The sequence below is a fragment of the Microbulbifer maximicatervae (SeqCode) genome (assembly GCF_052467615.1).
Genome location: NZ_CP174319.1, coordinates 4,132,558 through 4,156,131, shown reverse-complemented (window position 1 = coordinate 4,156,131; position 23,574 = coordinate 4,132,558). Strand labels below are relative to the sequence as shown.

At 52.2% G+C, this 23,574-nt stretch carries 21 protein-coding genes; 10 read left to right on the top strand and 11 right to left on the bottom strand.

Annotation, left to right across the window (positions count from 1 at the left end; translation table 11 throughout):
- Nucleotides 1-43 precede the first annotated feature (43 nt).
- The 5 genes from ACJJIM_RS18205 to ACJJIM_RS18185 form a co-directional block, all read right to left on the bottom strand.
- Complete coding sequence (locus tag ACJJIM_RS18205; protein ID WP_282930973.1) at nt 44-577, bottom strand: DUF882 domain-containing protein; 534 nt, start codon at nt 575-577, stop codon at nt 44-46.
- Between the two features lie 861 nt (nt 578-1,438).
- Nucleotides 1,439-2,617: a L,D-transpeptidase family protein gene (locus ACJJIM_RS18200; protein ID WP_444911660.1), complete on the bottom strand. Its 1,179-nt coding sequence runs from the start codon at nt 2,615-2,617 to the stop codon at nt 1,439-1,441.
- A gap of 56 nt (nt 2,618-2,673) precedes the next feature.
- A complete protein-coding gene (locus ACJJIM_RS18195; protein WP_413663578.1) occupies nt 2,674-3,897 on the bottom strand; it encodes a L,D-transpeptidase family protein in 1,224 nt (407 codons plus the stop codon).
- 187 nt (nt 3,898-4,084) lie between these two features.
- Complete coding sequence (locus ACJJIM_RS18190; protein ID WP_413663577.1) at nt 4,085-6,037, bottom strand: L,D-transpeptidase family protein; 1,953 nt, start codon at nt 6,035-6,037, stop codon at nt 4,085-4,087.
- A gap of 414 nt (nt 6,038-6,451) precedes the next feature.
- On the bottom strand, nt 6,452-7,273 hold the full coding sequence (locus ACJJIM_RS18185) for an NRDE family protein (RefSeq protein WP_444911659.1): 822 nt from the start codon (nt 7,271-7,273) through the stop codon (nt 6,452-6,454).
- 88 nt (nt 7,274-7,361) lie between these two features.
- Here ACJJIM_RS18185 and lgt point away from each other — a divergent pair, with 88 nt between their 5' ends.
- The 10 genes from lgt (at nt 7,362) to ACJJIM_RS18135 (ending at nt 15,922) form a co-directional block, all read left to right on the top strand.
- Nucleotides 7,362-8,213, top strand: coding sequence for a prolipoprotein diacylglyceryl transferase (gene lgt / locus ACJJIM_RS18180; protein ID WP_413665894.1), 852 nt, complete (start codon nt 7,362-7,364; stop codon nt 8,211-8,213).
- 6 nt (nt 8,214-8,219) lie between these two features.
- Complete coding sequence (locus ACJJIM_RS18175; RefSeq protein ID WP_413663575.1) at nt 8,220-9,053, top strand: thymidylate synthase; 834 nt, start codon at nt 8,220-8,222, stop codon at nt 9,051-9,053.
- 9 nt (nt 9,054-9,062) lie between these two features.
- Entirely contained in the window at nt 9,063-9,572 is a 510-nt protein-coding gene (locus tag ACJJIM_RS18170; protein WP_413663574.1) for a dihydrofolate reductase, read from the top strand.
- Nucleotides 9,573-9,859: 287 nt separating this feature from the next.
- Nucleotides 9,860-10,642 carry a DUF3450 domain-containing protein gene (locus ACJJIM_RS18165; RefSeq protein ID WP_413663573.1) on the top strand — a complete coding sequence of 261 codons (783 nt, stop codon included), beginning with the start codon at nt 9,860-9,862 and terminating at the stop codon, nt 10,640-10,642.
- Nucleotides 10,639-12,009, top strand: a complete 1,371-nt coding sequence (locus ACJJIM_RS18160; protein WP_444911658.1) for a MotA/TolQ/ExbB proton channel family protein — start codon at nt 10,639-10,641, stop codon at nt 12,007-12,009. Before ACJJIM_RS18165 ends, ACJJIM_RS18160 begins: the two co-directional genes overlap by 4 nt.
- A gap of 14 nt (nt 12,010-12,023) precedes the next feature.
- On the top strand, nt 12,024-12,551 hold the full coding sequence (locus ACJJIM_RS18155) for a MotA/TolQ/ExbB proton channel family protein (protein ID WP_108734755.1): 528 nt from the start codon (nt 12,024-12,026) through the stop codon (nt 12,549-12,551).
- 112 nt (nt 12,552-12,663) lie between these two features.
- Entirely contained in the window at nt 12,664-13,065 is a 402-nt protein-coding gene (locus tag ACJJIM_RS18150; protein WP_413663571.1) for an ExbD/TolR family protein, read from the top strand.
- A 5-nt stretch (nt 13,066-13,070) separates the two neighbouring features.
- Nucleotides 13,071-13,688, top strand: coding sequence for an energy transducer TonB (locus tag ACJJIM_RS18145; protein ID WP_444911657.1), 618 nt, complete (start codon nt 13,071-13,073; stop codon nt 13,686-13,688).
- 12 nt (nt 13,689-13,700) lie between these two features.
- Complete coding sequence (locus ACJJIM_RS18140) at nt 13,701-15,053, top strand: tetratricopeptide repeat protein (protein ID WP_444911656.1); 1,353 nt, start codon at nt 13,701-13,703, stop codon at nt 15,051-15,053.
- Between the two features lie 224 nt (nt 15,054-15,277).
- On the top strand, nt 15,278-15,922 hold the full coding sequence (locus tag ACJJIM_RS18135; protein WP_444911655.1) for an energy transducer TonB: 645 nt from the start codon (nt 15,278-15,280) through the stop codon (nt 15,920-15,922).
- Nucleotides 15,923-15,964: 42 nt separating this feature from the next.
- Here ACJJIM_RS18135 and ilvD read toward each other — a convergent pair whose 3' ends face one another.
- The 6 genes from ilvD to ACJJIM_RS18105 form a co-directional block, all read right to left on the bottom strand.
- Nucleotides 15,965-17,797 carry a dihydroxy-acid dehydratase gene (gene ilvD / locus ACJJIM_RS18130; RefSeq protein WP_444911654.1) on the bottom strand — a complete coding sequence of 611 codons (1,833 nt, stop codon included), beginning with the start codon at nt 17,795-17,797 and terminating at the stop codon, nt 15,965-15,967.
- Nucleotides 17,798-17,924: 127 nt separating this feature from the next.
- The gene (gene argA / locus ACJJIM_RS18125) at nt 17,925-19,247 is read right to left on the bottom strand and encodes an amino-acid N-acetyltransferase (RefSeq protein ID WP_413663566.1); all 1,323 of its coding nucleotides are present in this window, start codon (nt 19,245-19,247) and stop codon (nt 17,925-17,927) included.
- A gap of 59 nt (nt 19,248-19,306) precedes the next feature.
- Entirely contained in the window at nt 19,307-20,470 is a 1,164-nt protein-coding gene (gene argE / locus ACJJIM_RS18120; RefSeq protein WP_444911653.1) for an acetylornithine deacetylase, read from the bottom strand.
- A complete protein-coding gene (locus ACJJIM_RS18115; protein WP_444911652.1) occupies nt 20,448-21,326 on the bottom strand; it encodes a carboxylate/amino acid/amine transporter in 879 nt (292 codons plus the stop codon). The genes argE and ACJJIM_RS18115 overlap by 23 nt, the downstream gene beginning before the upstream one ends.
- Before the next feature lie 182 nt (nt 21,327-21,508).
- The gene (locus ACJJIM_RS18110) at nt 21,509-22,783 is read right to left on the bottom strand and encodes an inorganic phosphate transporter (protein WP_444911651.1); all 1,275 of its coding nucleotides are present in this window, start codon (nt 22,781-22,783) and stop codon (nt 21,509-21,511) included.
- Between the two features lie 10 nt (nt 22,784-22,793).
- Complete coding sequence (locus ACJJIM_RS18105) at nt 22,794-23,471, bottom strand: TIGR00153 family protein (RefSeq protein ID WP_413663563.1); 678 nt, start codon at nt 23,469-23,471, stop codon at nt 22,794-22,796.
- Between the last annotated feature and the right edge of the window lie 103 nt (nt 23,472-23,574).

The following is a 23,574-nucleotide window of genomic DNA, read 5'->3' as shown; positions in this document are numbered from 1 at the left end:
AAACCCGGCGACTGCCGGGTTTTTTGTATCTGTTGGGTGGGGATTACCAGCGACGTACAGGGCCAGTATCCACGTGTACGAAGTTACTTTTCGGGTAGTATCCGACACCGCCCGCTTTCAGGTTGAGTGCTGCCTGGCGCAACTTTGACAGGGACACTCCCGGCATACGGATATCCAAGGCCATACCACGTGTGTGGTAACTGCGTTTCGCTACGCCTCGGCCAGCTGCACGAAGCTTGGCATTGGTTTTAGGTGAACGGTATCCAGAGATAATCTCAATGGTGCCGTTGTAATTGAACTTCTCCTTCAGCTTGTAGACGATATCTAGAAGCTTGGGGTCCATTCGGGTCACTTCGTTGGCGCGGTGGTCACGAAGCAATTTGTTGAACTGCTTCAGGCCTCCGCTGCTGTAATCTCCGTTGGTCCAGTAGGCGGCCTCCAGCTTCTCCCCAGTGTGCAGGTTGCGCATTTTCAGGGTGCGGGAGCTACCTACTTTTGCGAAAGTCGGTCCGGCGCTGACGGCCGCCGCAGTTGCGCAGGTCACTGCCAGGAATCGACGTCTGGATGGATTCTTCATAATTCCGCCTCGTCGTTAAATCTCTCGTCGGTTTGCCTTAGTTGGCGCAACCGGGTACGGCGGAAAATGTACAAAAAATAACCAGTTGTTACAAACCTGAAGCTGCTAATTCAGAAATAATTAGATAGCCTGGGTGGTATATTTTTTCTTTTCTGCTACTTGAAGCCGGAATTTTTATTGCTGATTAGTCGATAGTGCTGAATAGGGTGGAGACAGCGTTGTCATTGCACGCTAATCGCTAAAAAATTATTTTTCTGCGACTTATAAGTTTTATCGGGCGGTTTCGTCAGTGTACTTGGGAGCTATCCGATCACCTCTTCGGTCATGAGCTCGATAGCCTTCTTTATTAGTGGCTGGTTTACCCATTTATATACAGAGGACAACCTAGATATATAGAAGATAAGAATTTGTATGTACATGTATATACATGCAGATTGGGCTCTGCCAGCGTAGTATTTCTCCGGACATACAGCTGTTTAGGTTATCCGGCATCCAGGACCGCCCTATATATGGGGGGCGTATTGATCTCAACTTCCTGGAGTCTGCCATTAGCAGCGGACGATAAAAAGAAACCTGGAAAAATAAGATCCGGCCAGTATTGCTACCACAGTTGTGAATATGGCAAAGCTCTAATTTTGTGATGACAAGGATGTAGTCTCCAAACCAAAGCCTGGGTTTAAAGAGGAATGTGAGTAGTGCTTTGAAAAATTAAATAAAACTTGCTTAGGAGGTTATTTTGACCGGTGTCTTTCAAGTTCTATTTCCTGGGGAGCTTTAGCGTTACAGTCCGATTTCAGCGAAAATGAGAGCAGACAAAATCATTTAGCGATACTTAATATTTTTTACTTGCCGATAAGCTCCCTAATTTGGATAAGGCAGCTCTTTGTCACGATGATAAATATCAGGGCGGAATTGGGGGCGCCCATCCCTATCTATCCAGGCGGTCATATAAACGATGTAAATACGGGGTGATCCCTTAACCTTTACATTCAGAGCATCGTGCCCATTGGCTGCCTGCGCTACCCGGGTTCTGTCCCACCCCTGGTCACGGAGAAGAAAATAAGCTAATTCTTCTGGTGCTTGTAGCCTTACGCATCCGTGACTTAATGCTCGCTGGCGAAGTTTAAACAGGCTTTGAGCCTGGGTGTCATGGAGAAAAATAGCCTGCTTATTGGGGATAACAAATTTCACTTTTCCCAGAGTATTCTCAGGGCCACTCAATTGCCTCAAAGTAGCGTGCCCACCGGCTGCCTTGGCAATAGTCTCCTCTGTAATAGGGGACGATTTACCGCTGCGATATTGCACCACTCGATAACCTCGCTTGTGCATGGCTGTTGGGTTGTGTCGTGCCTTGGGCAAAAGCTCGGTGACAAGAATACTTCGGGGGACAGTCCAAGTTGGGCTGAAAACAATATTGGTTATTCGTGTGCGCATATCCGGTGTGCGCGTGCTGCTTTTTCCCACGACGGTTTTCATATCGAGAGCAACTGAACCATCTTCGATAAGCTGTAAGCGATAGTCAGGCACATTAACGATTACGTAGCGATCATCCTCAGGGAGCTTTAGTTTCTCCCATCGGGATGCATTCAATTCCATTTGCTGAGCGCGCTCTATTGGAGATACGGCCAAGGCTGCAAGTGTGTCTTCATCGGCGATGCCTGTAACGTTCAGTCCGTGACGCTCCTGAAAGCGCTCCACTGCAGCTTGGAGCGCACTGTCAAATCTTCGGGGGTCTTTTTGTGGGGCGGAAAGCGGCCCGGGTTGACCGTGATAATCCTTATAAATTGCCAGCAAGTTACGTAGTTGCAGGACACGAGGGCCTTTGTCTCCGGGCTGTAAAGTTTTCCCCTGGGCAATCGGTCGCCAGTTTTTCGCTAACACTCGGTAGGCCTGAGCGGTATCGCGCAATTGCTGGGTTGAACTGATTGGCTCAATAATGACATCGGTCTGCCCAGTGAATGAAGCATTCAAAGGGCTGGCCGAGGCAATTACGAGGCTTATCAGTGCGGCGATGCCGAGCTGGAATGGGCCATTTGCCATACTGATAACTCAGTAGTCCCTATAGCTCTTTATCCGCTTCACTCCGCTACCTCCTATTACTGATCCCGGTTATAGATATCCGGCCGAAACTGAAGCTGCCCATTTTCATCGATCCAGGCAGTCCAGTAAGCGATATAAACCGGTAGGGGATTTTTAAGGGCAACACCATGGGTGCGACCACTTCCCAGCGCGCGATTGATACGGGCATCACTCCACTTGTTTTGCTGAGCTAACATCATGCGAGCAAACTGCAGTGGTTTTTCCAGGCGAATACAACCGTGGCTAAAGGCCCTTTGGGATTTTTTAAATAAGTGCTTGCTATTTGTGTCGTGGAGAAAAATGGCCTGCCGATTGGGGATAACAAATTTCACTCTTCCCAAAGCATTTCCCGGCCCGCCTTTTTGTTGCAGTGAAACTTGTCCTCGACGCACTGCGGCTACATTTCCACGTGTAAATGGTACTGATCTACCCCGATGATTCATCAGGCGATAACCTTTTGCCCTGAGGGCGGAACTGCCCTTGGGTAAAAGTTCCCGCAGCGCAATACTGGGCGGGACACGCCATACAGGATTAAATTCCAGTCGCGTCATACGGGTAGCGATTTGCGGTGTTTTGTGTTTTGGTTTTCCCACAACCACACGCATACGGAATTGCTCTTTATCGCCTTCAATTAGGCGCAAATTAAATTCCGGAACATTCACGATGATATAGCGAGGCCCTAAATCCTTGGGGAGTTGTTTCCAGCGTTCAATATTTGCTGCCAGAATTTTGGCAACTTTAGCTGGCGGGGTATTGAGTCGACTCCGGGTTCCCTCATCAACCAGTGCCGTTTGCTTTAATCCGTGACGTTTCTGAAACCGTTTAACGGCCTGCTGCAATTTTTTGTCGTAGACATCTGCTTTAGAAGTATCTGCTCCGTACTCTTCGGGATGGTGATCACCATAGAGCATTAACAGGCTTCTCAATTGCGCAACCCGGGGACTGCGGCTGCCCGGTGCGATAGGTTGTCCAGCACTGAGCGGTTTCCAGTAATTACCTTGTGCCAGGGTTTGATAGCGTGCTAACGCTTCGCTGAGCAGGGAAAATTGCCTGCCCTGAGGTAAAAAAGGATCGCGACTGCCGATCAGGTCAGGTTCGACGGTATCTTTAGCTTCGGCGAGTATTTGTGGTGAGTGAATGCCCAGCGATATTGCTACGGCAATCGCAGCAGCACTCGCCCTGAGGGAGGTTAGTTGGTTGCGTGGCAAAAAAGCGCAAAGTGAATTGTTGGCAGCACCCATAAGTCACCCCTGCAAGCACTGAGAAATCAGTGAGATTTATCACTGTGCTCACATTGATAACTTGTGACTGATAGTCTTTAAATAATTTTCAGGAATGGCGCTGCTTAAGAAAGGCTAATTAATGGAATAACACGCTCAATAATTCCCTGGTTATAACCGGGGCGACGTATAGCCGCCCCGGTTTCTTTTAAAATTGATTATCGGTCAGTCCATCTTTGCCATAAATATCCGGGCGGAAGTTCAGGTTGCCCTGGCCATCGACCCAGGCAGTCCAGTAGGTGATATAAACCTTCACCAGTTGGGACATATCCACTTCCGTGGTTTCCTCTCCTGTGGTCAATTGATCGATACGCCACTGATCCCAATCTCCTTGGGGACGAAGCAGCGCTTCGGCCAAGTGGCGGGGTTTTTCCAGGCGGATACAGCCATGGCTATAGCCCCGTGAGGTCAGGGAAAAAAGTTTGCGCGCGCGCGTATCGTGCAGGTACACGTCATGAATATTGGGGATTTCAAATTTGACTCGTCCCAATATATTTTCCTCACCGCCCATTTGGCGCATAAGGTAGGAACCCGCACCTGCAGCAGATAGGTTTTGCGGAGTCAGGGGCAGTTTTTCACCCCTACCGCTAATCACCCGGTATCCCATTTTTTCCATACCCGCTGGGTTTTTACGAGCTTTGGGGAGTATCTCATTCACCAGGATGCTGCGCGGTACTGTCCAAGTGGGGTTAAAGACTACCTTGCTGACACGGGTGGTTATTTCAGGCGTTGCGTGTTTTTTCTTACCGACGACGACATTCATCGCCAGTTTGACCTGGTCGTTTTCCACGTACTTGAGACGGTACGCGGGAATATTGACCTGGATAAAGCGGCTACCCAATTGTTCCGGCAACTCTTCGCGGCGCTTGATATTCATTTCCACAATGCGGGCGCGCGCAGCTGGGGATAAGTTCAGGCGTTTGCGAGTTGAGCGACCGACAATACCATCTGCCCTCAGGCCGTGACGCTTCTGGAAGCGCACCACCGCTTGGTGAAGACCCCGATCGAAGCGATTGCGATCAGTGCCGCCGTAGCTGTAGTAAGACTGGTAATCACCGTATAGGGAGAGCAGATTGCGCAGGAGGCCCACATGTGGGTGGCGTGCACCCATGGTCATGGCAGGACCCGCGGGGATCGGACGCCAGCGACCGCTGGAAGAAATCTTGCGCAGTCGTTGCAGCTCACCGCGCAGCGCTCTTACATCGTTGCCATAGGGCCGGTTTTCCTCGTAGTAAGGCCCCTCACTGTTTTCAGATCTCACCGGTGGGGCGGCAGTATTTGACCGCCCCTGGTTGTAATAAACACGACTGCCAGAACCCGAGCCACTATTGTTGTCCCGGTAGGAACGGTATCGACTGCGCTCATAGGTGCGAGTGCTACCGGAATAATTGCGTCCTGAGTAATTGCCGGAAGTATCCGCATTGTATTCCCGCGAGTAATAGCGGCTGCGTACATTGCTGCCGAGATTGGCTGCGCGATCATATCCGCGGAAGTACTTGCGCCCGCTGGGTTCACTGGAAGCCTGCTGTTGAGCTGTGCTGGTCGCAACCAAGCGGAAACCTTCACTATCCCGCAGAACCGGTGTGACACCCCGGCGCGGGCGGGTTTTGGGCTTTAGCCTGTCCAGCTGGGTATCTTGCGCATAGGACACAAAGGCATCGGTCAGTAAGATATCCAATACCGCAGCCATCTGCAGACGTTGAGGCGTATCGCGCAGGGTGCGATCGAAGTATCCCAGGTGGTAGCGGTAGTCGACCATGCTGCTCGGATTGCCGGAGCTGGCAGCTGTGAGTTGTTTCAGCAGGTCATTGGCACTATCACTTAGGCTGTAGTTATCGAACCAAAGCAAGCGGTAATCCGTACGCTGGTAGATCTTGCGCACAGCGGCGGGGTTGAAAATGGGGTCCTGGGCTGGCCAGGCATCGGGGTTTTCCTCAAGCCAGTGTACTAAATGAGGGCGAACAGCGTTCTCCGGTAAAACGGGCACGGTTTTCTGGTTTGCTGCGAAAGCATAATAAAGAATGAAGACACAGAGGCTACCCAGTGTCAGCAGTGGAAGTACAGATTTGCGTCTACGATGCTCGGGGTTGAAATACGACATGGTACCTCAGCGATTCTGCGGGGGCCCGGTGCGATATTTTGGAAAATGCCGGGCGCCAGATCGTTCATACCTTCCCAACCTGTGGCGAGCCCATCCAGATACTCAGGGATATTATCGGTGACTCGCACGTGTCATGCGTCCCGCGCGACTTCCTTTTATTAAGACTGATGTCGGTGTCCTGCTTGCGCGAAACTCAACCAACTTCAGTCTGTGAAAGTAAGTATGGCAATAAATGCAAAATTTGCTTGGCGCTTCATTCTTTTTAGAGTAAGGATTTGCGAATGATGAGTTTTGCGTCAAATTTTTCGCTCGTGGGTGAAAAAGGGGCGTGTTTACTGGGGCTTATTTGAATATGGTGCAGAGGCTTGCACAAAAAGTTATGCACAATTTCTCTGCCATTAGCATTGAGCCCGCTTAATTGGGCGACTGGGTAGTGAAGTAGCGCAGGGGTCCATTTTCATTGCCCTGTATAAAAGTCTGCTCCCAAAGTTGGCCACACCCACTCTGGTCGATGGTGATCACGGTACTCGCGCGGGTGCCGTAACCTCCATTGCGAAGCATTGGTTCTGTCGCCGAGCTATCGGCATCAATTTGAATGAATATAGGAGAGAGCGCCCGCTCAATCTCCAGTGGTAGCCCGGTATGGGGGAGTTGTTGGTCCGGCGCGGGGGTGCGATCTTTGAGTAGTGCCAGGGCTGGCTCCACAAAGCTCTCGATTGTTACCAGCTGGTCGGCCGCAGGTATTATTTCTGCCAGCCCCGCTTTGCCCCTCTCCACCTTTGGCCAGGGTTCGTCCGGTGCGCCGTTGGAGATACCGTGAATACCCGGTTCAAACGTAAATGGCTTGTGCCGGTTTCCGGCACAGAAGAGAGTGTTTTGATTCTGAATATCAAATAGCAGGGCGTTAAAGCCCCGGTACTGCTGGGATTCCAGGTAGTGGATGAAATGCTCAGGGCTAATTTGTTGGCTGAGGAATTTCTGCGGTATTTCCCCGCGGGATAGCGCTCCTTCAGGTTCAGGTGTTCCAGGTTCCCGGATATTGGTTACAGCCGCGACCCGACCGGGGGAAACGCCGGCCCAGGTTCCCTGAGCTTCAAGGTCTCTACCCGCAATTAGCTCGGTCCCGGGCCAGCGCGCCGCTGCAGCGGTTGGCCGTTGATAGAACTCATCCCGATTGGCGATCAACAGCAGAGGGTATTTCGGGTGGCATTGATAGGCGAATAGCAGTAGACACATGGGGATCTTCCCTAGGGGCAAGCTGCCCTTCCACAGCGGGGGGCTTTACGACCATAATACGCCCTTTATTAGCAATCGCGATTCCCCCATGCTGACCTATCCCGAAATTGACCCGGTAGCCTTTGCAATAGGCCCCTTAAAAGTGCACTGGTATGGGCTGATGTACTTGGCTGGCTTTGTCGCGGCCTGGTGGTTGGCATTGCGCCGAAGTGCCAAACCCTGGTCACCGGTCATTAAATCCGAAGTTGAGGACTTGATTCTCTACTGTGCCATTGGTGTCGTTATCGGTGGCCGCTTGGGGTATATGTTCTTTTACAACTTCCCCCAGTTGCTCGAAGACCCGATATCACTGATCCGGCTGTGGGAAGGGGGAATGAGCTTCCACGGCGGGCTGATAGGGGTAATGTTGGCCACGGCACTCTATGCGCGCAAAATTGGTACAACCTTCCCGGCTCTAATTGATTTCGTTGCTCCTCTGGTGCCCATCGGTCTTGGGCTTGGGCGGATCGGTAATTTTATTGGCCAGGAGCTTTGGGGGCGTGAAACTGAAGGCCCTTGGGGCATGGTCTTTCCAAAGGACCCGGACCTTCTGGTCCGGCACCCATCCCAGCTGTATCAAGCCTTCCTTGAGGGGCTGGTTCTCTTTGCGCTGCTCTGGTGGTTCTCCAGTAAGCCGCGCCCTCGACTCGCGGTGGGCGGTATGTTCGTGACGCTCTACGGTGTATTCCGCTTCCTGGTGGAGTTTGTCAGGGAGCCCGATGGGCATATTGGTTTTGATTTATTTGGATGGATGACTCGTGGGCAGCTTTTGAGCCTGCCAATGATTATTGCCGGCATCGCATTGCTGGTGTGGAGTTATAAAACTCAGCCGCTTCCCGAGGGGAGAACTGAGCAGAAAGGTAAGAAAGCAGGGTCTTCCCGAGTTAAAGGCGGAGCATAGCAGTAGATGAAGCAGTATCTCGATCTAATGCGCCATGTGCGCGATAACGGCACCGTTAAAGGTGACCGCACCGGCACTGGTACTCTCAGTGTGTTTGGCTATCAAATGCGCTTTAATTTGGCGGAGGGTTTTCCGCTGATCACCACCAAAAAGTGCCATTTGCGCTCGATTATTCACGAACTTCTGTGGTTTTTGCAGGGGGATACCAATATCCGCTACCTCCAGGACAATAAGGTGCGGATTTGGGATGAGTGGGCGACAGAGGACGGTGATCTGGGCCCTGTATATGGCCATCAATGGCGCTCCTGGCCCACTTCGGATGGCCGCCAGATCGACCAGATTGAGCAGTTGGTACACCAGTTGAAAACCCGCCCGGACTCCCGGCGCCTGATGGTTAGCGCCTGGAACCCTGCGGATCTGCCAGATGAAGGTGTTTCACCTGCTGATAATGCCCGTGAAGGACGCATGGCCCTGGCTCCCTGCCACGCCCTGTTCCAGTTTTATGTCGCTGACGGCAAGTTGTCCTGTCAGCTGTACCAGCGAAGCGCAGATATTTTCCTGGGGGTGCCTTTTAATATCGCCTCATACAGCCTGTTGACCCTTATGCTGGCACAGGTATGCGGTTTGAAGCCCGGCGATTTTATCCACACCTTTGGTGATGCTCACCTCTACTCCAACCATAAGGAGCAGGTCGAACTGCAATTGCAACGCGACCCTCTGCCTCTGCCACAAATGCACTTGAATCCAGATGTGAAAGATCTGTTTTCTTTCCGCTTCGAGGACTTTGAACTCAAAGGTTACGAGGCCTATCCACATATTCCGGCACCTGTAGCGGTTTAAGGAGCGGTAATGACGGTTTCAATTGCTTTGATTGCGGCGGTTGCCCGCAATGGTGCTATCGGCAAGGACAATGAACTCCCCTGGCGAATCTCCGGCGATCTGCAGTTTTTTAAGCGGACCACTATGGGAAAGCCAGTAGTAATGGGACGAAAGACCTTTGAGTCTATTGGTCGCCCACTTCCGGGGCGTGTCAATATTGTCATTACGCGTAATGCTGACTGGGTTGCGGAAGGGGTAAAGGTGGTCCAGTCTCTGGATAAAGCCCTGAGCCTGGCCCAAAGCTGCGCTAAAGACAGCGGCGCCACTGAAGTGATGGTCATTGGTGGGGCACAAATTTACCGCCAGGCACTGCCGCTGGCTGCCCGCTTATATGTCACCGAAGTTGACGCAAATATCGACGGGGATGCATACTTTCCCGACATGGATGACTCGTGGGTCGAATCAGCACGAGAGTGTTACCCGGCCTCGGACAGGAATGAGTACAACTACTCATTAGTCCAATATGACAGATTTAAATAAAAACAATTTGATCAAAAGTTGATCGATCTGTTAAATTCTCCAACAGCTTACACAAGGAACGTCGCCGCTAATGTGTGCAAGTAACCCGGGGATGTTACCCAAGTGTTACCTTGCTACCCAAGCGGGCCGATGCTGGCAATCGGCATTTGAATAATCAAATCGGCTGTTTACAATGTGCGGCTCTTAGCTGTCTTCTAACCAATGTTTTTAAAACAAAAGGACACCGCGTTGTGGCAGCTAACTCATCGCGACCATGTTGTGAAATATTGAACCCACTGGGGGGTCTAATGAAAACCAAGCGATTCATGGCTGTGGCGCTGACCACTGCGCTGTCTGCCGGCGCGCTCTACGGCAGCGTAGCCACTGCGGATACTCTCGATAACGTACTCGCCGTCGGCCAGCAGAAAACCACTGCGGCCCAGGCATCGCAAAAACGCATCGACAAGATTGCCGACGAAACCAGCAGCCTGCTGCAGGACTTCAAGGTGGTTAATAAAGAAATCGATGGTCTGCGCGTATACAACCGTCAGCTGGAAAAGCAGCTGGCCAATCAGCTCGAAGTTATCAATGAGCTGGATGAGTCTATTGCCAACGTTACTGTCATTGAACGTCAGATTCAGCCGCTGATCCTGCGTATGCTGGAAGGTCTGGAGCAGTTCATTGAGCTGGACGCACCGTTCAAGCTCGAAGAGCGTATGGCGAACCTCAACGGTGTTAAGAGCACCATGGACCGTTCCGATGTAAGTGTTGCGGAGAAATTCCGCCAGGTACTGGAACTTTACAACTTCGAAGCGGAATACGCCCGTAAGATCGACTCTTACCGCGATACTCTGACCGTTGCTGGTCAGGAGCGCGAGGTGAGCGTTCTGCAAATCGGCCGTATTGCCTTGTTAGCTCAGACTACAGATGCAGAAATTGCCCTCGCATATGACAAAGCGCAAAAAGCGTGGGTTGAGATCGACGCTGGTGAATACCGCCGCGCTCTCATGAACGGTCTGAAAATTGCTAAGAAGCAGGCCACTATCGACATCATGACCATGCCGATTCCGGCTCCGGAGGCAGCGCAATGAAAACCTCTTTCGCCAAACGCGTTTTAGTAGCGGCAGCAGCTGGTCTGATCAGCTTCTCCGCGGTTGCTCAAGAGAAGGCTGCTTCCCTGGATGACCTGCTGAAAATGGTTCAGCAATCCAAAGTTGCCGAGTCCAAAGAACACAAGCAGCGTGAAGCTGAGTTCCGCCGTCAGAAGGCGAACCAGAATGCTCTGCTGAACCAAGCTAAGAATACTCGCACCGCTGAAGAAAAACGCTCTGCTGAACTGGAAAAGAAATACCAGGAGCAGGAAGTCGCTGTTGATCAGAAGCGTCAGCAACTGGACCAGCGCCTGGGTTCCTTGAAGGAACTGTTTGGCCATATGTCCTCTACTGCTGCTGACCTGCGTGCCAATATCGGTTCCTCTCTGGTTTCCGCTCAATACCCTAACCGTACTGAGTTCATCGATGGTCTTCTGGCCAAAATGAATAGTGCTACCCAGCTGCCGACTATCGAAGAGATCGAGCGTCTGTGGTTTGAAATTCAGCGTGAGACTGTTGAATCCGGCAAAATCGTTAAATTTAACGCGACCGTGATCAAGCCCAACGGTGAGCAGGCTGAGCAGGAAGTTGTTCGTGTAGGTAACTTCAACCTGGTTTCCAATGGTAAATACCTGGAAATGAACAATGCCTACAAAATGGCTGAACTGATCCGTCAGCCGGACGCCAAGTTCCAAGGCATGGCTGAAACTCTGCAGGCTTCTACCAGTGGTTTCAGTGCCTTCGGTGTAGACCCAACTGGTCCTACCGGTGGCTCCTACCTGAAAGCCATGATCAACAGCCCGGACATCGTAGAGCGTTGGCACCAGGGTGACATTGTTGGTTACATCATCACTGCTGTTGGTGTATTCGCGATGCTGCTGGCTATCTTCCGCCTGATCGTTCTGACGGGTGTTGGTGCCAAAGTGAATGCTCAGCTGCGTTCCTCTACTCCGAACACCAATAACCCGCTGGGTCGTGTACTGGCTGTTGCGGAAGAGAACAAAGGTGTAGACGGCGAAACTCTCGAGTTGAAGATGGAAGAAGCGGTACTGAAAGAGCGTCCGGCAATCGAATCCGGCCTCAATCTGCTGAAGATCATCGCCATGGTTGCTCCGCTGCTGGGTCTGCTGGGTACCGTTACCGGTATGATCGTAACCTTCCAGGCGATCACCATCTTTGGTGCGGGCGATCCCAAGGCAATGGCCGGCGGTATTTCCTCGGCCCTGATCACTACCGTTCTCGGTCTGTGTGTTGCTATCCCGACTGTACTGATGCACACCATCGTGAATGCCCGTGCCAAGCGTGTTCTGCATATTCTTGAAGAACAGAGCGCTGGTATCGTGGCAGAAAACGCCGAGCGCAAATAAGAGGAGGCGGCAACATGCACGCATTAATCGACGCATGGGCCGCCGTCAACGCCTTTATGGCGTCGGGCGGGCCAGTACTGTTCCTGATCGCCGGCCTGACCTTCTTTATGTGGACGCTGATTTTTGAACGTGTTTTCTACTTCAACAAAGGATTGAAAAGTGACGTTCAAGGTGCGGTAGACCAATGGGAGGGGCGCGGTGAGCGCAAATCCTGGGCTTCGCACCAGATCCGTTATGCGATGATTTCCCGGGTATCCGAGAAAATTCAGGACAATATGGACATGATCCAAGCCTGTGTCGCCCTGGCCCCTCTGTTTGGGCTGTTGGGTACGGTTTGGGGCATGATCAACGTGTTCGACGTTCTCGCGATTACAGGTGGTGGTGACGCCAAGCAGATGGCCAGTGGTGTATCCATGGCAACTATCCCGACAATGGCGGGTATGGTTGCGGCTCTGTCAGGCGTATTTGCCAACACTTATCTCGCCCGTAAAGCTGAGCGTGAAACCCAGCTGCTCGAAGATCATCTGACGATGGATCACTAAGCACACACCGGCGAATAACCCAACTTATTTGCTGTGAAGGTTTAGCCAAGCCAGATACTTTCGCCGGGGGCTCCCTGAGCTCCCGCTGAAAAAGTTCGCTAAGAGAGTTGCTATGAGCAAAAGACAAAATACGGCAGAAGAAGAAGCCGGCGCAATTGACCTCACGCCCATGCTGGACGTGGTGTTTATCATGCTGATCTTCTTTATCGTCACCGCGACCTTTATTAAGGAGCCGGGTGCTGATGTTGAGAAGCCGCAAGCGACAACCGCTGAACTCAAGGCCGCCTCTATCCTGGTAGCGATCAACGACAGTGACGAGGTTTGGATTGCCAAAGAGAAGGTTGATGAGCGTCAGGTACGAATTGTCCTGGAGCGTCTCTACTCGGAAAACCCGAAAGGGTGGTTGGTAATTCAGCCCGATAAGGGAGCGAGTATTGAGAAGATTGCCCTGATTGCAGAAGCAGCCAGGAAGATTGGTATCAAGAAAGTTTCGGTCGCTACAGAGAAGAGTTAACAGCTATGAATCCGGTAAGACTTCTTGGGGCAGGTACATTGGCGGTAGCCACAACCTTTGGCCTCATCTTCACCATGCATCAGCTGATTGCGGCAAACATGAAAGCTCCTGAGGATAAGGAAACTTTCAAAGTTGCCGATGTGGTGATGCCTGATACGAAGATTGAAACACAGTACGACACCGCTAAGCCGGTAAAACCTGACGAGCCGGAAACTCCGCCACCGGAGATGCCTGAGCCCGATTTTGAAGAGCCGGATCTTGATGGCAACATCAACATTTCCGCTCCGAAGGCGGGAGGCGGCGTTAAGCTGTCAGGTTTCAGTTTTGGCGAAGGTGACTACCTGCCGATCGTTAAAGTACAGCCACAATACCCACGTCGCGCTCAGCAGCGAGGGATAGAAGGCTACGTAATCGTTGAGTACACCGTAACGACTAACGGTTCAGTACGTGATCCGATCGTAATTGAAGCCTTCACTTTGGACGGCAAGCCCACAACGGTTTTCAATCGCGCAGCCCTGAAGTCCGCGTTGAAGTACAAGTACAAGCCGCGGGTAGTCGATGGCAAGCCGATCGAAGTTCCTAATGTTAAGACTAAGATTAGCTTTAACATGGCTAAGGACTAAAGGGGAAGCACTATGAAGTTGACGACCATCAAGAAAGGTTTGTCCAAGTTCGCTCTGCGCGCATCAGTGGCGCTACCCTTGGTTTTGGCACCGACGGTCAGCGTTACCGTGCTGGATGCGGTAGGTGTGTCAGCACCTTTCGCTTCTGCACAGGCGCAGGAACAGAAAAAGCCGAGTAAGCAAAAAACTCGTAAAGTGCCGGCGATGCGCGAAGCTGCGTATAAGAAGCTGGAAAAAGCTCAAGAGGCAGCTGATGCAGAGGATTGGTCAGCCGCGCTTGTAGCGCTGAAAGAAATGGACGCGGCTAAGAAGCGCTTCAATGGCTATGAAATTGCCCAGATGTACAACTTCTTCGGTGTTGTTTACTACAGCACTGAGCGTTACAAAGAGGCGATTCCTTACTTTAAAAAGGTGCTGGACCAGGGTGAAAAAAACCTGCCGGTAGCTTTAGAAGTAGGCACTTTGTTTACGCTGGCTCAGCTGTATTTCGTTACTGAGGATTACAAGCAGGCGATTAACTACCTGAACCAGTGGTTTAAGGTTTCCGATCGTATCACTGCTGACTCCTACGCTTTGCGTGCCACAGCTTATAATCAGCTTGGCAACCAGGATAAGGCTCTTGCGGATATCAATATAGCGGTATCCATGTACGAAAAAGAGGGCAAAGTACCAAAAGAAAATTGGTACGGTATACAGCAGTTCATTTATTTTGAGCGCACCGATTACAAGAAAGTGGCCGGTGTTCTCGAAAATCTGGTTAAGTACTATCCGAAGCCCGTTTATTACACCACCCTGGCGGCGATGTATGGCGAGTTAAAGCGCGAAAAGGACCAGCTGCACATGATGGAAGCAGCTTACCTTGCCGGAGCTTTGGAAAAGGATAGGGACCTGTTGAATATGGGGTATCTCTTTATGGGGCATGAAATGCCTTATAAAGGGGCCAAGGTGATTGCCAAGGGTATTCAAGAGAAGAAGATCCCGCGTACGGCTAAAAACCTGGAAACCCTGGCTCAGGCCTACCAGATGGCACAGGAGCTGCAGAAAGCTATTCCCCAGCTGGAAGCGGCAGCCAAGCTTTCTGACAAAGGTGAAATCTATTCTCGTTTGGCCGGTATTTATCTCGACCTGGATCAGAATGAGAAAGCCATTTCCATGGGTAAAAAAGCCCTGGCAAAAGGCGGGATCAAGCGTGTTGATCAGCTGCATATCGTGATGGGTATGGCTAATGCCAACTTGAAGCGTTATGACGCAGCACTAAAGAGCCTCAAGCTTGCACGGAAAGATGAGCGCTCTGAGAAGTTCGCTAGTCAGTGGATCTCTTTTGTTGAGGGTGAACAGGAGCGTGAAAAACAATTGGCAATTTAATACCAGTTAATTGTTAAGCTCCCTGAAAGCCGCGCAGTAATGCGCGGCTTTTTTTATGCTTTTTTCTCTTCTCGCGGCAATACAAAATTTTGAGACAACCTGTATAAACAGACTATTTGCATTTTTTTGTAAATTGGCTAATGATTAATGGTAGCTGATCAGCTTTTCCATTTTCGGCATATGAATGCCGCTTATCGCACCCTAACAATAATAGGAGAGGTGTTATGGACAGAGCTTGCCAGTCGATTTCCAACCCCTTATTTTTCCCCCCACATTTACTCGCGGGCTACACAAAGAGCCTGGGTTTTGCCGCTGCAATCACAGTTGGATTGATCTTTTTGATGAGTCAACTAGTAGCTACTGATATCGAGGAGCCCAAACTCAGCCTGTTGCCTACGATAAAACCGGTACATATGCCAAAAAAAGAGATTGTTACCCAAACTTATGAGGAGCCTACACCGCCACAAGCTGTGCTGGAGCAGCCAACGATGCGGGTTGAGGAAACTGAGGTAACACCCGTTACGATGAATGTAGTGATTGGTACGCCCACTCCTGTTACTTCTACCGGGGTGCAAATAACGCGCGACCCTTTACCAGTTTATAAAGCTAAACCGCGATACCCCAATGCGGCACTGCGCAGGGGGGTAGAGGGGTATGCCGTTGTAGAATTCACGGTAACCAAAACTGGGGCGGTACGTGATGCTCGTGTGGTTGGGGGCTATGATTCTAATGGTAATCCCACGAGCGTATTTGATCGCTCCGCTGTAGCCGCGGCAGAGCGGTTTAAGTATCGCCCCCAAATGGAGAATGGCCAGCCAGTGGAGCGCTACGGGGTACGCAATCGAATCAGTTACAAAATAGCGGAATAAAAAAACGGCCCTTTGGGGCCGTTTTGTTTAGAACAGTTTTAATCAGTCAATTTCCCTCACCGCCCCGCGGTCTGCACTGGTGGCAAGCATGGCATAGGCTTTCAGTGCTTTGCTGACTTTACGAGGGCGCTTTTCGATTGGCGTCCAGCCATTAGGATTTTCTTCCATTTCTCGGCGTCGCTTATCGAGTTCACTTTCCTTAATAGCGATTTCAATTTTCCTCGCTGGAATATCAATACGTATTAAATCGCCATTGCGCACGAGAGCGATGTTACCTCCAGACGCCGCCTCCGGTGAAACATGTCCGATAGAGAGGCCTGAAGTACCGCCTGAGAAGCGGCCATCGGTAATCAATGCGCAGTGCTCACCGAGTCCTTTGGACTTTAAATAACTAGTGGGGTAAAGCATCTCTTGCATTCCAGGTCCACCTTTAGGGCCTTCATAGCGGACGATAACAGCCTCCCCTTTACTGACCTTCCCTTCGAGGATATTGGAAACAGCCTCTTCCTGGCTTTCTACTACATGGGCGGGGCCTTCGAACTTCCACAGCGACTCATCGACGCCGGAAGTCTTCACTACACAGCCATTGGGGGCCAGGTTGCCAAAGAGAACGGCGAGCCCTCCCTCAGAGGAGTAGGCGTATTCAGCAGAACGGATACAGCCACGCTGGCGGTCTGCATCTAAAGTGGACCAGCGGCATTCCTGGCTGAAAGCTGTTTGGGTGGGAATGCCTGCGGGGCCCGCGCGATAGAATTCCAGTACAGATTGGTCGTCCGTGCGGCAAATATCCCAGCGCGCAAGGGCATCGGCGAGCGAACCACTGTAGGCGGTTGGCAGCGAGGAGTCGATAAGACCTGCGGCCTCCAACTCCCCAAGGATAGCCATTACACCACCAGCGCGGTGTACATCTTCTATATGGTATTTCTCGGTATTGGGGGCAACTTTGCACAGCTGTGGAACCTCACGGGAGAGGCTGTCGATATCTTCCAGGGTGAAGTCAATCTCACCTTCCTGAGCGGTTGCCAGCAGGTGCAGGATGGTATTAGTGGAGCCTCCCATGGCGATATCGAGTGCCATGGCATTGCGGAAGGCTGTACGGTTGGCGATGTTGCGCGGCAGGGCAGTTTCGTCATCCTGCTCATAGTAGCGTTTGGTCAGGGTTACGATCTCGCGGCCAGCGCGGAGGAATAGCTCCTTGCGGTCGGCGTGAGTCGCTAGCATGGTGCCGTTACCAGGGAGTGAAAGCCCCAGGGCCTCGGTCAGGCAGTTCATGGAGTTCGCTGTAAACATACCTGAGCAGGAGCCACAGGTCGGGCAGGCAGAGCGCTCATACTCAGCAACTTCCTCGTCGGAGGCCGTATCTGTAGCGGCGATCACCATAGCATCTACTAAGTCGAGCTTGTGGTCAGCCAGTTTGGTTTTGCCGGCCTCCATCGGGCCACCGGAGACAAAGATAACTGGAATGTTCAGGCGCATGGCTGCCATCATCATTCCCGGTGTGATCTTGTCACAGTTGGAGATACAAACCAGGGCGTCGGCACAGTGGGCATTGACCATGTACTCCACTGAGTCAGCGATAATTTCGCGGCTGGGCAGGCTATAGAGCATGCCGTCGTGACCCATTGCGATACCGTCATCCACAGCGATCGTATTGAACTCCTTGGCCACGCCGCCGGCGCGTTCAATCTCCCTTGCGACAAGCTGACCCATATCCTTTAGGTGTACGTGTCCGGGGACAAACTGGGTAAAGGAGTTTGCGATGGCAATGATTGGCTTATGGAAGTCCTCGTCCGTCATACCGGTGGCACGCCACAAGGCGCGGGCTCCGGCCATATTGCGACCGGCGGTAGAGGTGCGGGAGCGGTATTGGGGCATAGTCACAGATTCCAGCTGGCAACAATGAATGCGCCAGCTTAGCAAAAAACGGACTTTCCTGGGATGTTTTTGCGCCCAAACTACCCATCAAAGGAGTAATAAGGATAGATATTTCAAATTTCTATGACTAAGTGGACTGACTTTTCCCCAGGCGTTTACGCAGGATTCTCGAATTGCGCTGAATGTTGTACAGGGACTTTCGCGCGGTAGGCAGCTCACTGATACCGACTTGCTCAAAACCCTGCTCGATAAACCAGTGCTCTGTCTGGGTGGTGAGGACGTAGAGCTCATCAACCTGGACTGTTTGCGCCTGTCTCTCAAGGTGGCGCATCAGCTTGGCTCCACGCCCGCCACCGCGAAATTCCGGGTGGCTGGCAAGGCAGGCAACTTCGGCTGCTGTGGTAGTGCCCTTATCATCCTTAATAGGATACAGAGCTGCACAGGCAACTGGAGTGCCATCCACTTCCACAAGCGTGAAGTGTTCAATTTCCGCCTCGAGCTTCTCGCGGGAGCGCCGTACCAAAACGCCATCTTTCTCTAACGGACGGATCAGTCCAAGAATGCCGCCCACATCGGTAATTCGCGCTCTGCGCACAACTTCGTAGCTGTCCCGGTAAATCATGGTGCCGGCGCCTTCACGGCGGAATAGCTCCTGAATTAAGGCGCCGTTTTTACAAAAGCTAAGTAGATGTGTACGGGCGATCCCTGCATTACAGGCTCGAATGGCGCAGCGCAAGGTTGCGCTTTGCACCTTGGGTGAAACTTGCTCTGCCTGCAAAATACTCAATTCGTGTACCGGATTTCCGTCCACTTGAAGTTGCTCAGGTTCGCGGAATAGCACTAGTTTCTCGGCGCGCAATACTCTGGAAGCCTCAGCGGCCAGGTCCAGGTAATTGATATTGAAAAGCTCCCCGGTTAGGGATGTGCCCAGGGGAGAAAGGAGTACCAGGGAACCCTGATCTAGGTTTTGCTCCAGAGTGTTGGTGTCCATGCGTCGCACGGTGCCGGTCCAGCCCAGGTCCACGCCATCTAGCACGCCACTGGGACGGGCGGTAACAAAATTGCCCGAGACTACCTTGAGGGCCGAACGTGCCATGGGCGAGTCTGGCAATCCCTGGGAAAATGCGGCTTCAATATCGAAGCGCAGTTTACCCACGACAGACTTAACAATCTCCAATGTCTCTCGATTGGTAATACGCTGGTTCTCGTGAAATCGATTTTCAATGCCGCGCTCATCCAGGGCTCGATTAATTTGTTCCCGCGCGCCGTGCACAACAACCAAGCGAACCCCAAGGCTGGCAAGCAGCGCCATATCGTGCACTAGGTTGCGGAAATTGGCGTGCTCTAAAGCGTCGCCGGGGATACCAATTACTAAAGTGCGACCGCGCAGGTCGTTGATGTAAGGTGCCGCGTGGCGAAACCAGTTCAGGGAGGCGTTATCGTCGCTCACTAATTCTTACCGTGTGCAAGTCTTGTGGTGTTAAAGCCCCGGAGGCTGTCGCAGGCAGATTAAAGGCAAAAGCGGCCAATCAAGTCGCGCAGAATGTTGACCATAGGGTTGATACGATCCAGGGCGAGAAATTCATCCGGCTGATGAGCTTGGTCAATATCGCCGGGGCCGAGCACGATAGTGTCAATATTCAAACTCTTCAAGTAGGGCGCTTCAGTACCAAAGGCAACACTTTCAGCGGGATGGCCACAAAGTTGTTCTGCAACTTTTACTAACTCTGAATGGGCATCCTGTTCAAAGGGCGCAGTGCCAGGGAATAAAGAGGCCACTTCCACCTGAATTTTATTGTCTTGTGGAATGGTAAGGATACGTTTGTTTAGTTCTTCCCGCAGGTCCGTAAGCTGCATTCCTGGCAACGGGCGAATATCAAACTGGAGTTCTGTGTGGCCGCAGATCCGATTGGGGTTGTCACCCCCATGGATACAGCCTAAGTTCATCGTGGGTACTGGAACGGCGAATCCGGGGTTGTTGTATTTTTGTTGCCACTCTTTTCGCAGTGTTAATAGTTCACCAATAACTTTATGCATGGCCTCGAGCGCGTTGGCCCCCAAACTGGGATCTGATGAGTGGCCGGATTGCCCAGTAATACGCACTGCTTCCATCATAACCCCCTTGTGCATACGTATCGGGCGAAGCCCGGTGGGCTCACCAATTACCGCGTAGCGCGCTTGGGGTTTGCCAGCCTGCACCAGGGCGCGGGCACCACTCATACTTGTTTCTTCATCGGCTGTTGCCAAAACAATCAATGGTTTTTGTAAAGGCTTGTCGAGAAAAGTCTGCACAGCCTCGATGACCAGAGGGAAAAAACCCTTCATATCACTGGTGCCGAGACCGTATAAGCGGTTGTCGCGCTCTAAAACCTTAAAGGGGTCCGATTGCCAGCGCCCCGCGTCAAAGGGGACTGTATCAGTATGTCCGGATAGAACGAGCCCGCCTTTATCACCACTTTTACCGCCGAGAGTAGCAATCATATTGGCTTTGTTGGGAGAGCCCTTTAAAGGCATTATCTCTACATTGAAACCAAGTCCTTCTAACCATCCACCCAGTAGCTCCACCACCGGGCGGTTACCCATATCCAGGGAAGGGTCGGTTGCACTGACACTGGGGCAGGCGATCAGTTGATGTAATTGGGTCTTCAGGTCAGGTACTGCGATACTCGCCATGGTGACTTTCCCTACTCTTGTTGCGCCATTCATTCAAGATAACAGCGGCTCCGATCAGTCCTCCCCCGAGGGCGAGACGGGTTAGATCGGCATCCCGATTCCAGATTAACAGATTTACCAATAAGCCAGCGGGAATCAGTGCATTATTCATTGCGGCCAGGGTACCAGTAGAGACCTGCGTAGCACCTTTGTTCCACAAAAAGTATCCCAGACCTGATGCCACCAATCCCAACCAGAGTAGGACCCCCCATTGCTGTGAGCCCTGTGGGTACTGCGGTTCTCCAAATAGGAGCCAGGCAATAACAGTGATCAAGCTGGCGCCGACAAAAAACCAAGCGAAGGTTTGTCTCGGGAGGGGGCCTTGCTCTTTGGACATCAGGCGCTTGTATGCCACCTGCCCCACGGCAAAACATAGGTTGGCACCCTGGACGACTGCAAACCCAATCCAAAAGTCGTTACTGGGAGAGCCCCAGCGAATAGTGGCGGCTCCCAATACGGCTACGGCTGCGATAGTGAGGTTCCAGACAGAAAAGTGCTTGTTAAGGAAGTCCTCAAGGGCGGTGATATACAGGGGAGTGAAAATAGTAAATAGAAGTACTTCGGGGACACTGAGCAGTAAGAATGACTGGTAGTAAAACAAGTACATCAGCCCCAGTTGTACAGCACCGATCACAATTAAATGTATCGCGGTACGGGGAGGGCAACCCTTCCTTTTCAGCATGGGTAGAAATAGCGCTGTGGCAAGGAGCACCCGTGTCATTGCGGAAAAATAGCTATCCACCTGTCCGGCCAGGTAGGCGCCTATCAAACTGAAGGAAAAGGCCCACAGAAGAGTGACAAACAACAGTAATGGCATCAGGGTGGATTCGCAGGCATAGATTGGTCGGCGGGCTCGGCCCAGTTTATTTCCCTAAATATTAATGCCAGAGGAGCGAAATAGATATCGACAGGGAGCCTTACTAAAGTGGTGGATATGAGAGGCATAAAAAAGGGGGCTTTAGCCCCCTTTGCTGATCTGCTCTGTGTGCTGCTTCGGTTTTAGCCGAACAAGCCTTTGAAGAAGTAGAAGAACAGGATCGCAATACCTGCACCCGCTGGCAGGGTGACTACCCAGGATGCGGCGATAGTGGTGATCATACGCAGGTTCAGGGCGCCAATACCCCGCGCCAGGCCAACACCCAATACCGCGCCCACCAGAGTGTGAGTTGTGGAGATTGGCAGGCCTGTACCAGAAGCCAGTACGACGGTGGAGGCCGCACCCAGCTCGGCAGCGAAGCCACGGCTCGGTGTCAGCTCGGTGATTTTCTTACCGATAGTGGCCATTACCTTAAAGCCGTATGTCGCCAGGCCCACCACGATACCGATACCGCCGAGCAGTAATATCCAGGAAGGCATAGTGGATTTAACGGTGATAGCGCCGCTCTGGATGGTGTTAACTACGGCAGCCAGAGGACCAACGGCGTTGGCGACATCGTTGGAGCCGTGAGCGAAGGCCATGGCACAGGCGGTGAAGACCATCAGGATCGCAAATACGCGCTCGACGTTGGCGAAACGGTTTTCAGCTTCAGCTGCCGGGTCGCGCTGGACGCGCTTGAGCATGGTGACTCCGACACCGGCGACAGCAAGGCCCACCAGGGCGGCGATACCGGCATCCTGGATAAAGCTGAGCTGGATATTGGCATCTTTAAGAACGTGCTTGAGGCCCTTGGTAAGGGTCACCATGGCAATCATCCAGCCTACTGCAAACATGTAGAAGGGGATGTAGCGCTTGGCATTGTTGAAGGGGTCTTCCGTGTCTAGGATCAGGCGCTGGACACTGCGGAATAACAGGAAAGAAAGGGTGCCCGCGAGAACCGGGGAGACCACCCAGCTAGCTACGATGCTGCCCACTTTCCCCCAGGCCACTGCATCTGGGGATATACCTACCGCAGAGAAGCCGACAATTGCGCCGACAATAGAGTGGGTGGTGGATACCGGCCAGCCGAGAATACTGGCTACCAGCAGCCAGGTGCCCGCCGCCAGCAGTGCCGAAAGCATACCGTATACCAACAGCTGCGGTTGGGCGGCGAAGACTTCAGAATCGATAATGCCTTTGCGGATGGTTGCGGTAACCTCTCCGCCTGCCAAATAGGCGCCGGCAAATTCAAAGATCATGGCGATAACAATCGCCTGCTTGATAGTCAGTGCACGGGAACCTACGGAGGTACCCATGGCGTTGGCTACGTCGTTGGCACCGACGCCCCAGGCCATAAAGAAGCCTGCCACACAGGCCAAAATCAATAATATATGGCCGTATTGACTAATAATTTCCACGCCAAACCCCCTAACGTGCTAACAACAACTGCAATCGGTTGCCCACGCTGTGGGCGCGATCGGCGAGTTCACCGATCCATTCAATAACCCGGTAGAGGAACATAACGTCCACCGGAGGTAAGTCTTTCTCAATAGCAAACAGCGACGCGCGAATTTCGACTTCAAGCTTGTCTGACTTGCGCTCCAGTTCATCCAGCTCTTCGGTCATGCGTTTGGCGATATCCACCTCGCGCCCTGCAAAGCCACTTTCCAGCAACTCGTCCAGTTCGTTGATCGCGCGCAGTGCCTGTGCAGAGGTGGCGACGGCGCTCTCCACAAAGGTGGTCATCAAGGATTGGAGAGGTGCGGGAATCTGCATCTTCCTGCCTACAGCCAGACCAGCGATATCCTGGGCAGTGTTGGCTACCTCATCCTGGGCATGCAGCAATTCCAGCAAGTCAGTCCTGGACACTGGCATAAACAGGCTGTCCGGCAGATGCAGGCGCAGGTCTCTCTTGATATCGTCAGCGCGGTTCTCCGAGGCGGAGATGCGCAGTTGAATCTGTTCTGCCTCTTTGAGGTCACCTTTGATCAGTGCTTCAAAGAAGGGGATCAGGTCAGCCGATGCCTCGTGGGCCGTAGCCATATGCTTCTCGATTGGCTTAATCGGAGAGCGGCCAAATAAGTTGGCAATATTCGACAGGGCCATGGTTAGCTCCATTGCTCAGAATGCGAAAACGGCGGCATGGTACCCCAATCGGGGCAACTTCGTAACAGTGCGTTAACAGCGCACTTTCACAGCTTGATGATAG

Excerpts from the sequence above, each read along its gene's own strand:
- ACJJIM_RS18205 (WP_282930973.1), bottom strand. The coding sequence starts at position 577 with ATGAAGAATCCATCCAGACGTCGATTCCTGGCAGTGACCTGCGCAACT.
- ACJJIM_RS18200 (WP_444911660.1), bottom strand. The coding sequence starts at position 2,617 with ATGGCAAATGGCCCATTCCAGCTCGGCATCGCCGCACTGATAAGCCTC.
- ACJJIM_RS18195 (WP_413663578.1), bottom strand. The coding sequence starts at position 3,897 with ATGGGTGCTGCCAACAATTCACTTTGCGCTTTTTTGCCACGCAACCAA.
- ACJJIM_RS18190 (WP_413663577.1), bottom strand. The coding sequence starts at position 6,037 with ATGTCGTATTTCAACCCCGAGCATCGTAGACGCAAATCTGTACTTCCA.
- ACJJIM_RS18185 (WP_444911659.1), bottom strand. The coding sequence starts at position 7,273 with ATGTGTCTACTGCTATTCGCCTATCAATGCCACCCGAAATACCCTCTG.
- lgt (WP_413665894.1), top strand. The coding sequence starts at position 7,362 with ATGCTGACCTATCCCGAAATTGACCCGGTAGCCTTTGCAATAGGCCCC.
- ACJJIM_RS18175 (WP_413663575.1), top strand. The coding sequence starts at position 8,220 with ATGAAGCAGTATCTCGATCTAATGCGCCATGTGCGCGATAACGGCACC.
- ACJJIM_RS18170 (WP_413663574.1), top strand. The coding sequence starts at position 9,063 with ATGACGGTTTCAATTGCTTTGATTGCGGCGGTTGCCCGCAATGGTGCT.
- ACJJIM_RS18165 (WP_413663573.1), top strand. The coding sequence starts at position 9,860 with ATGAAAACCAAGCGATTCATGGCTGTGGCGCTGACCACTGCGCTGTCT.
- ACJJIM_RS18160 (WP_444911658.1), top strand. The coding sequence starts at position 10,639 with ATGAAAACCTCTTTCGCCAAACGCGTTTTAGTAGCGGCAGCAGCTGGT.
- ACJJIM_RS18155 (WP_108734755.1), top strand. The coding sequence starts at position 12,024 with ATGCACGCATTAATCGACGCATGGGCCGCCGTCAACGCCTTTATGGCG.
- ACJJIM_RS18150 (WP_413663571.1), top strand. The coding sequence starts at position 12,664 with ATGAGCAAAAGACAAAATACGGCAGAAGAAGAAGCCGGCGCAATTGAC.
- ACJJIM_RS18145 (WP_444911657.1), top strand. The coding sequence starts at position 13,071 with ATGAATCCGGTAAGACTTCTTGGGGCAGGTACATTGGCGGTAGCCACA.
- ACJJIM_RS18140 (WP_444911656.1), top strand. The coding sequence starts at position 13,701 with ATGAAGTTGACGACCATCAAGAAAGGTTTGTCCAAGTTCGCTCTGCGC.
- ACJJIM_RS18135 (WP_444911655.1), top strand. The coding sequence starts at position 15,278 with ATGGACAGAGCTTGCCAGTCGATTTCCAACCCCTTATTTTTCCCCCCA.
- ilvD (WP_444911654.1), bottom strand. The coding sequence starts at position 17,797 with ATGCCCCAATACCGCTCCCGCACCTCTACCGCCGGTCGCAATATGGCC.
- argE (WP_444911653.1), bottom strand. The coding sequence starts at position 20,470 with ATGGCGAGTATCGCAGTACCTGACCTGAAGACCCAATTACATCAACTG.
- ACJJIM_RS18115 (WP_444911652.1), bottom strand. The coding sequence starts at position 21,326 with ATGCCATTACTGTTGTTTGTCACTCTTCTGTGGGCCTTTTCCTTCAGT.
- ACJJIM_RS18105 (WP_413663563.1), bottom strand. The coding sequence starts at position 23,471 with ATGGCCCTGTCGAATATTGCCAACTTATTTGGCCGCTCTCCGATTAAG.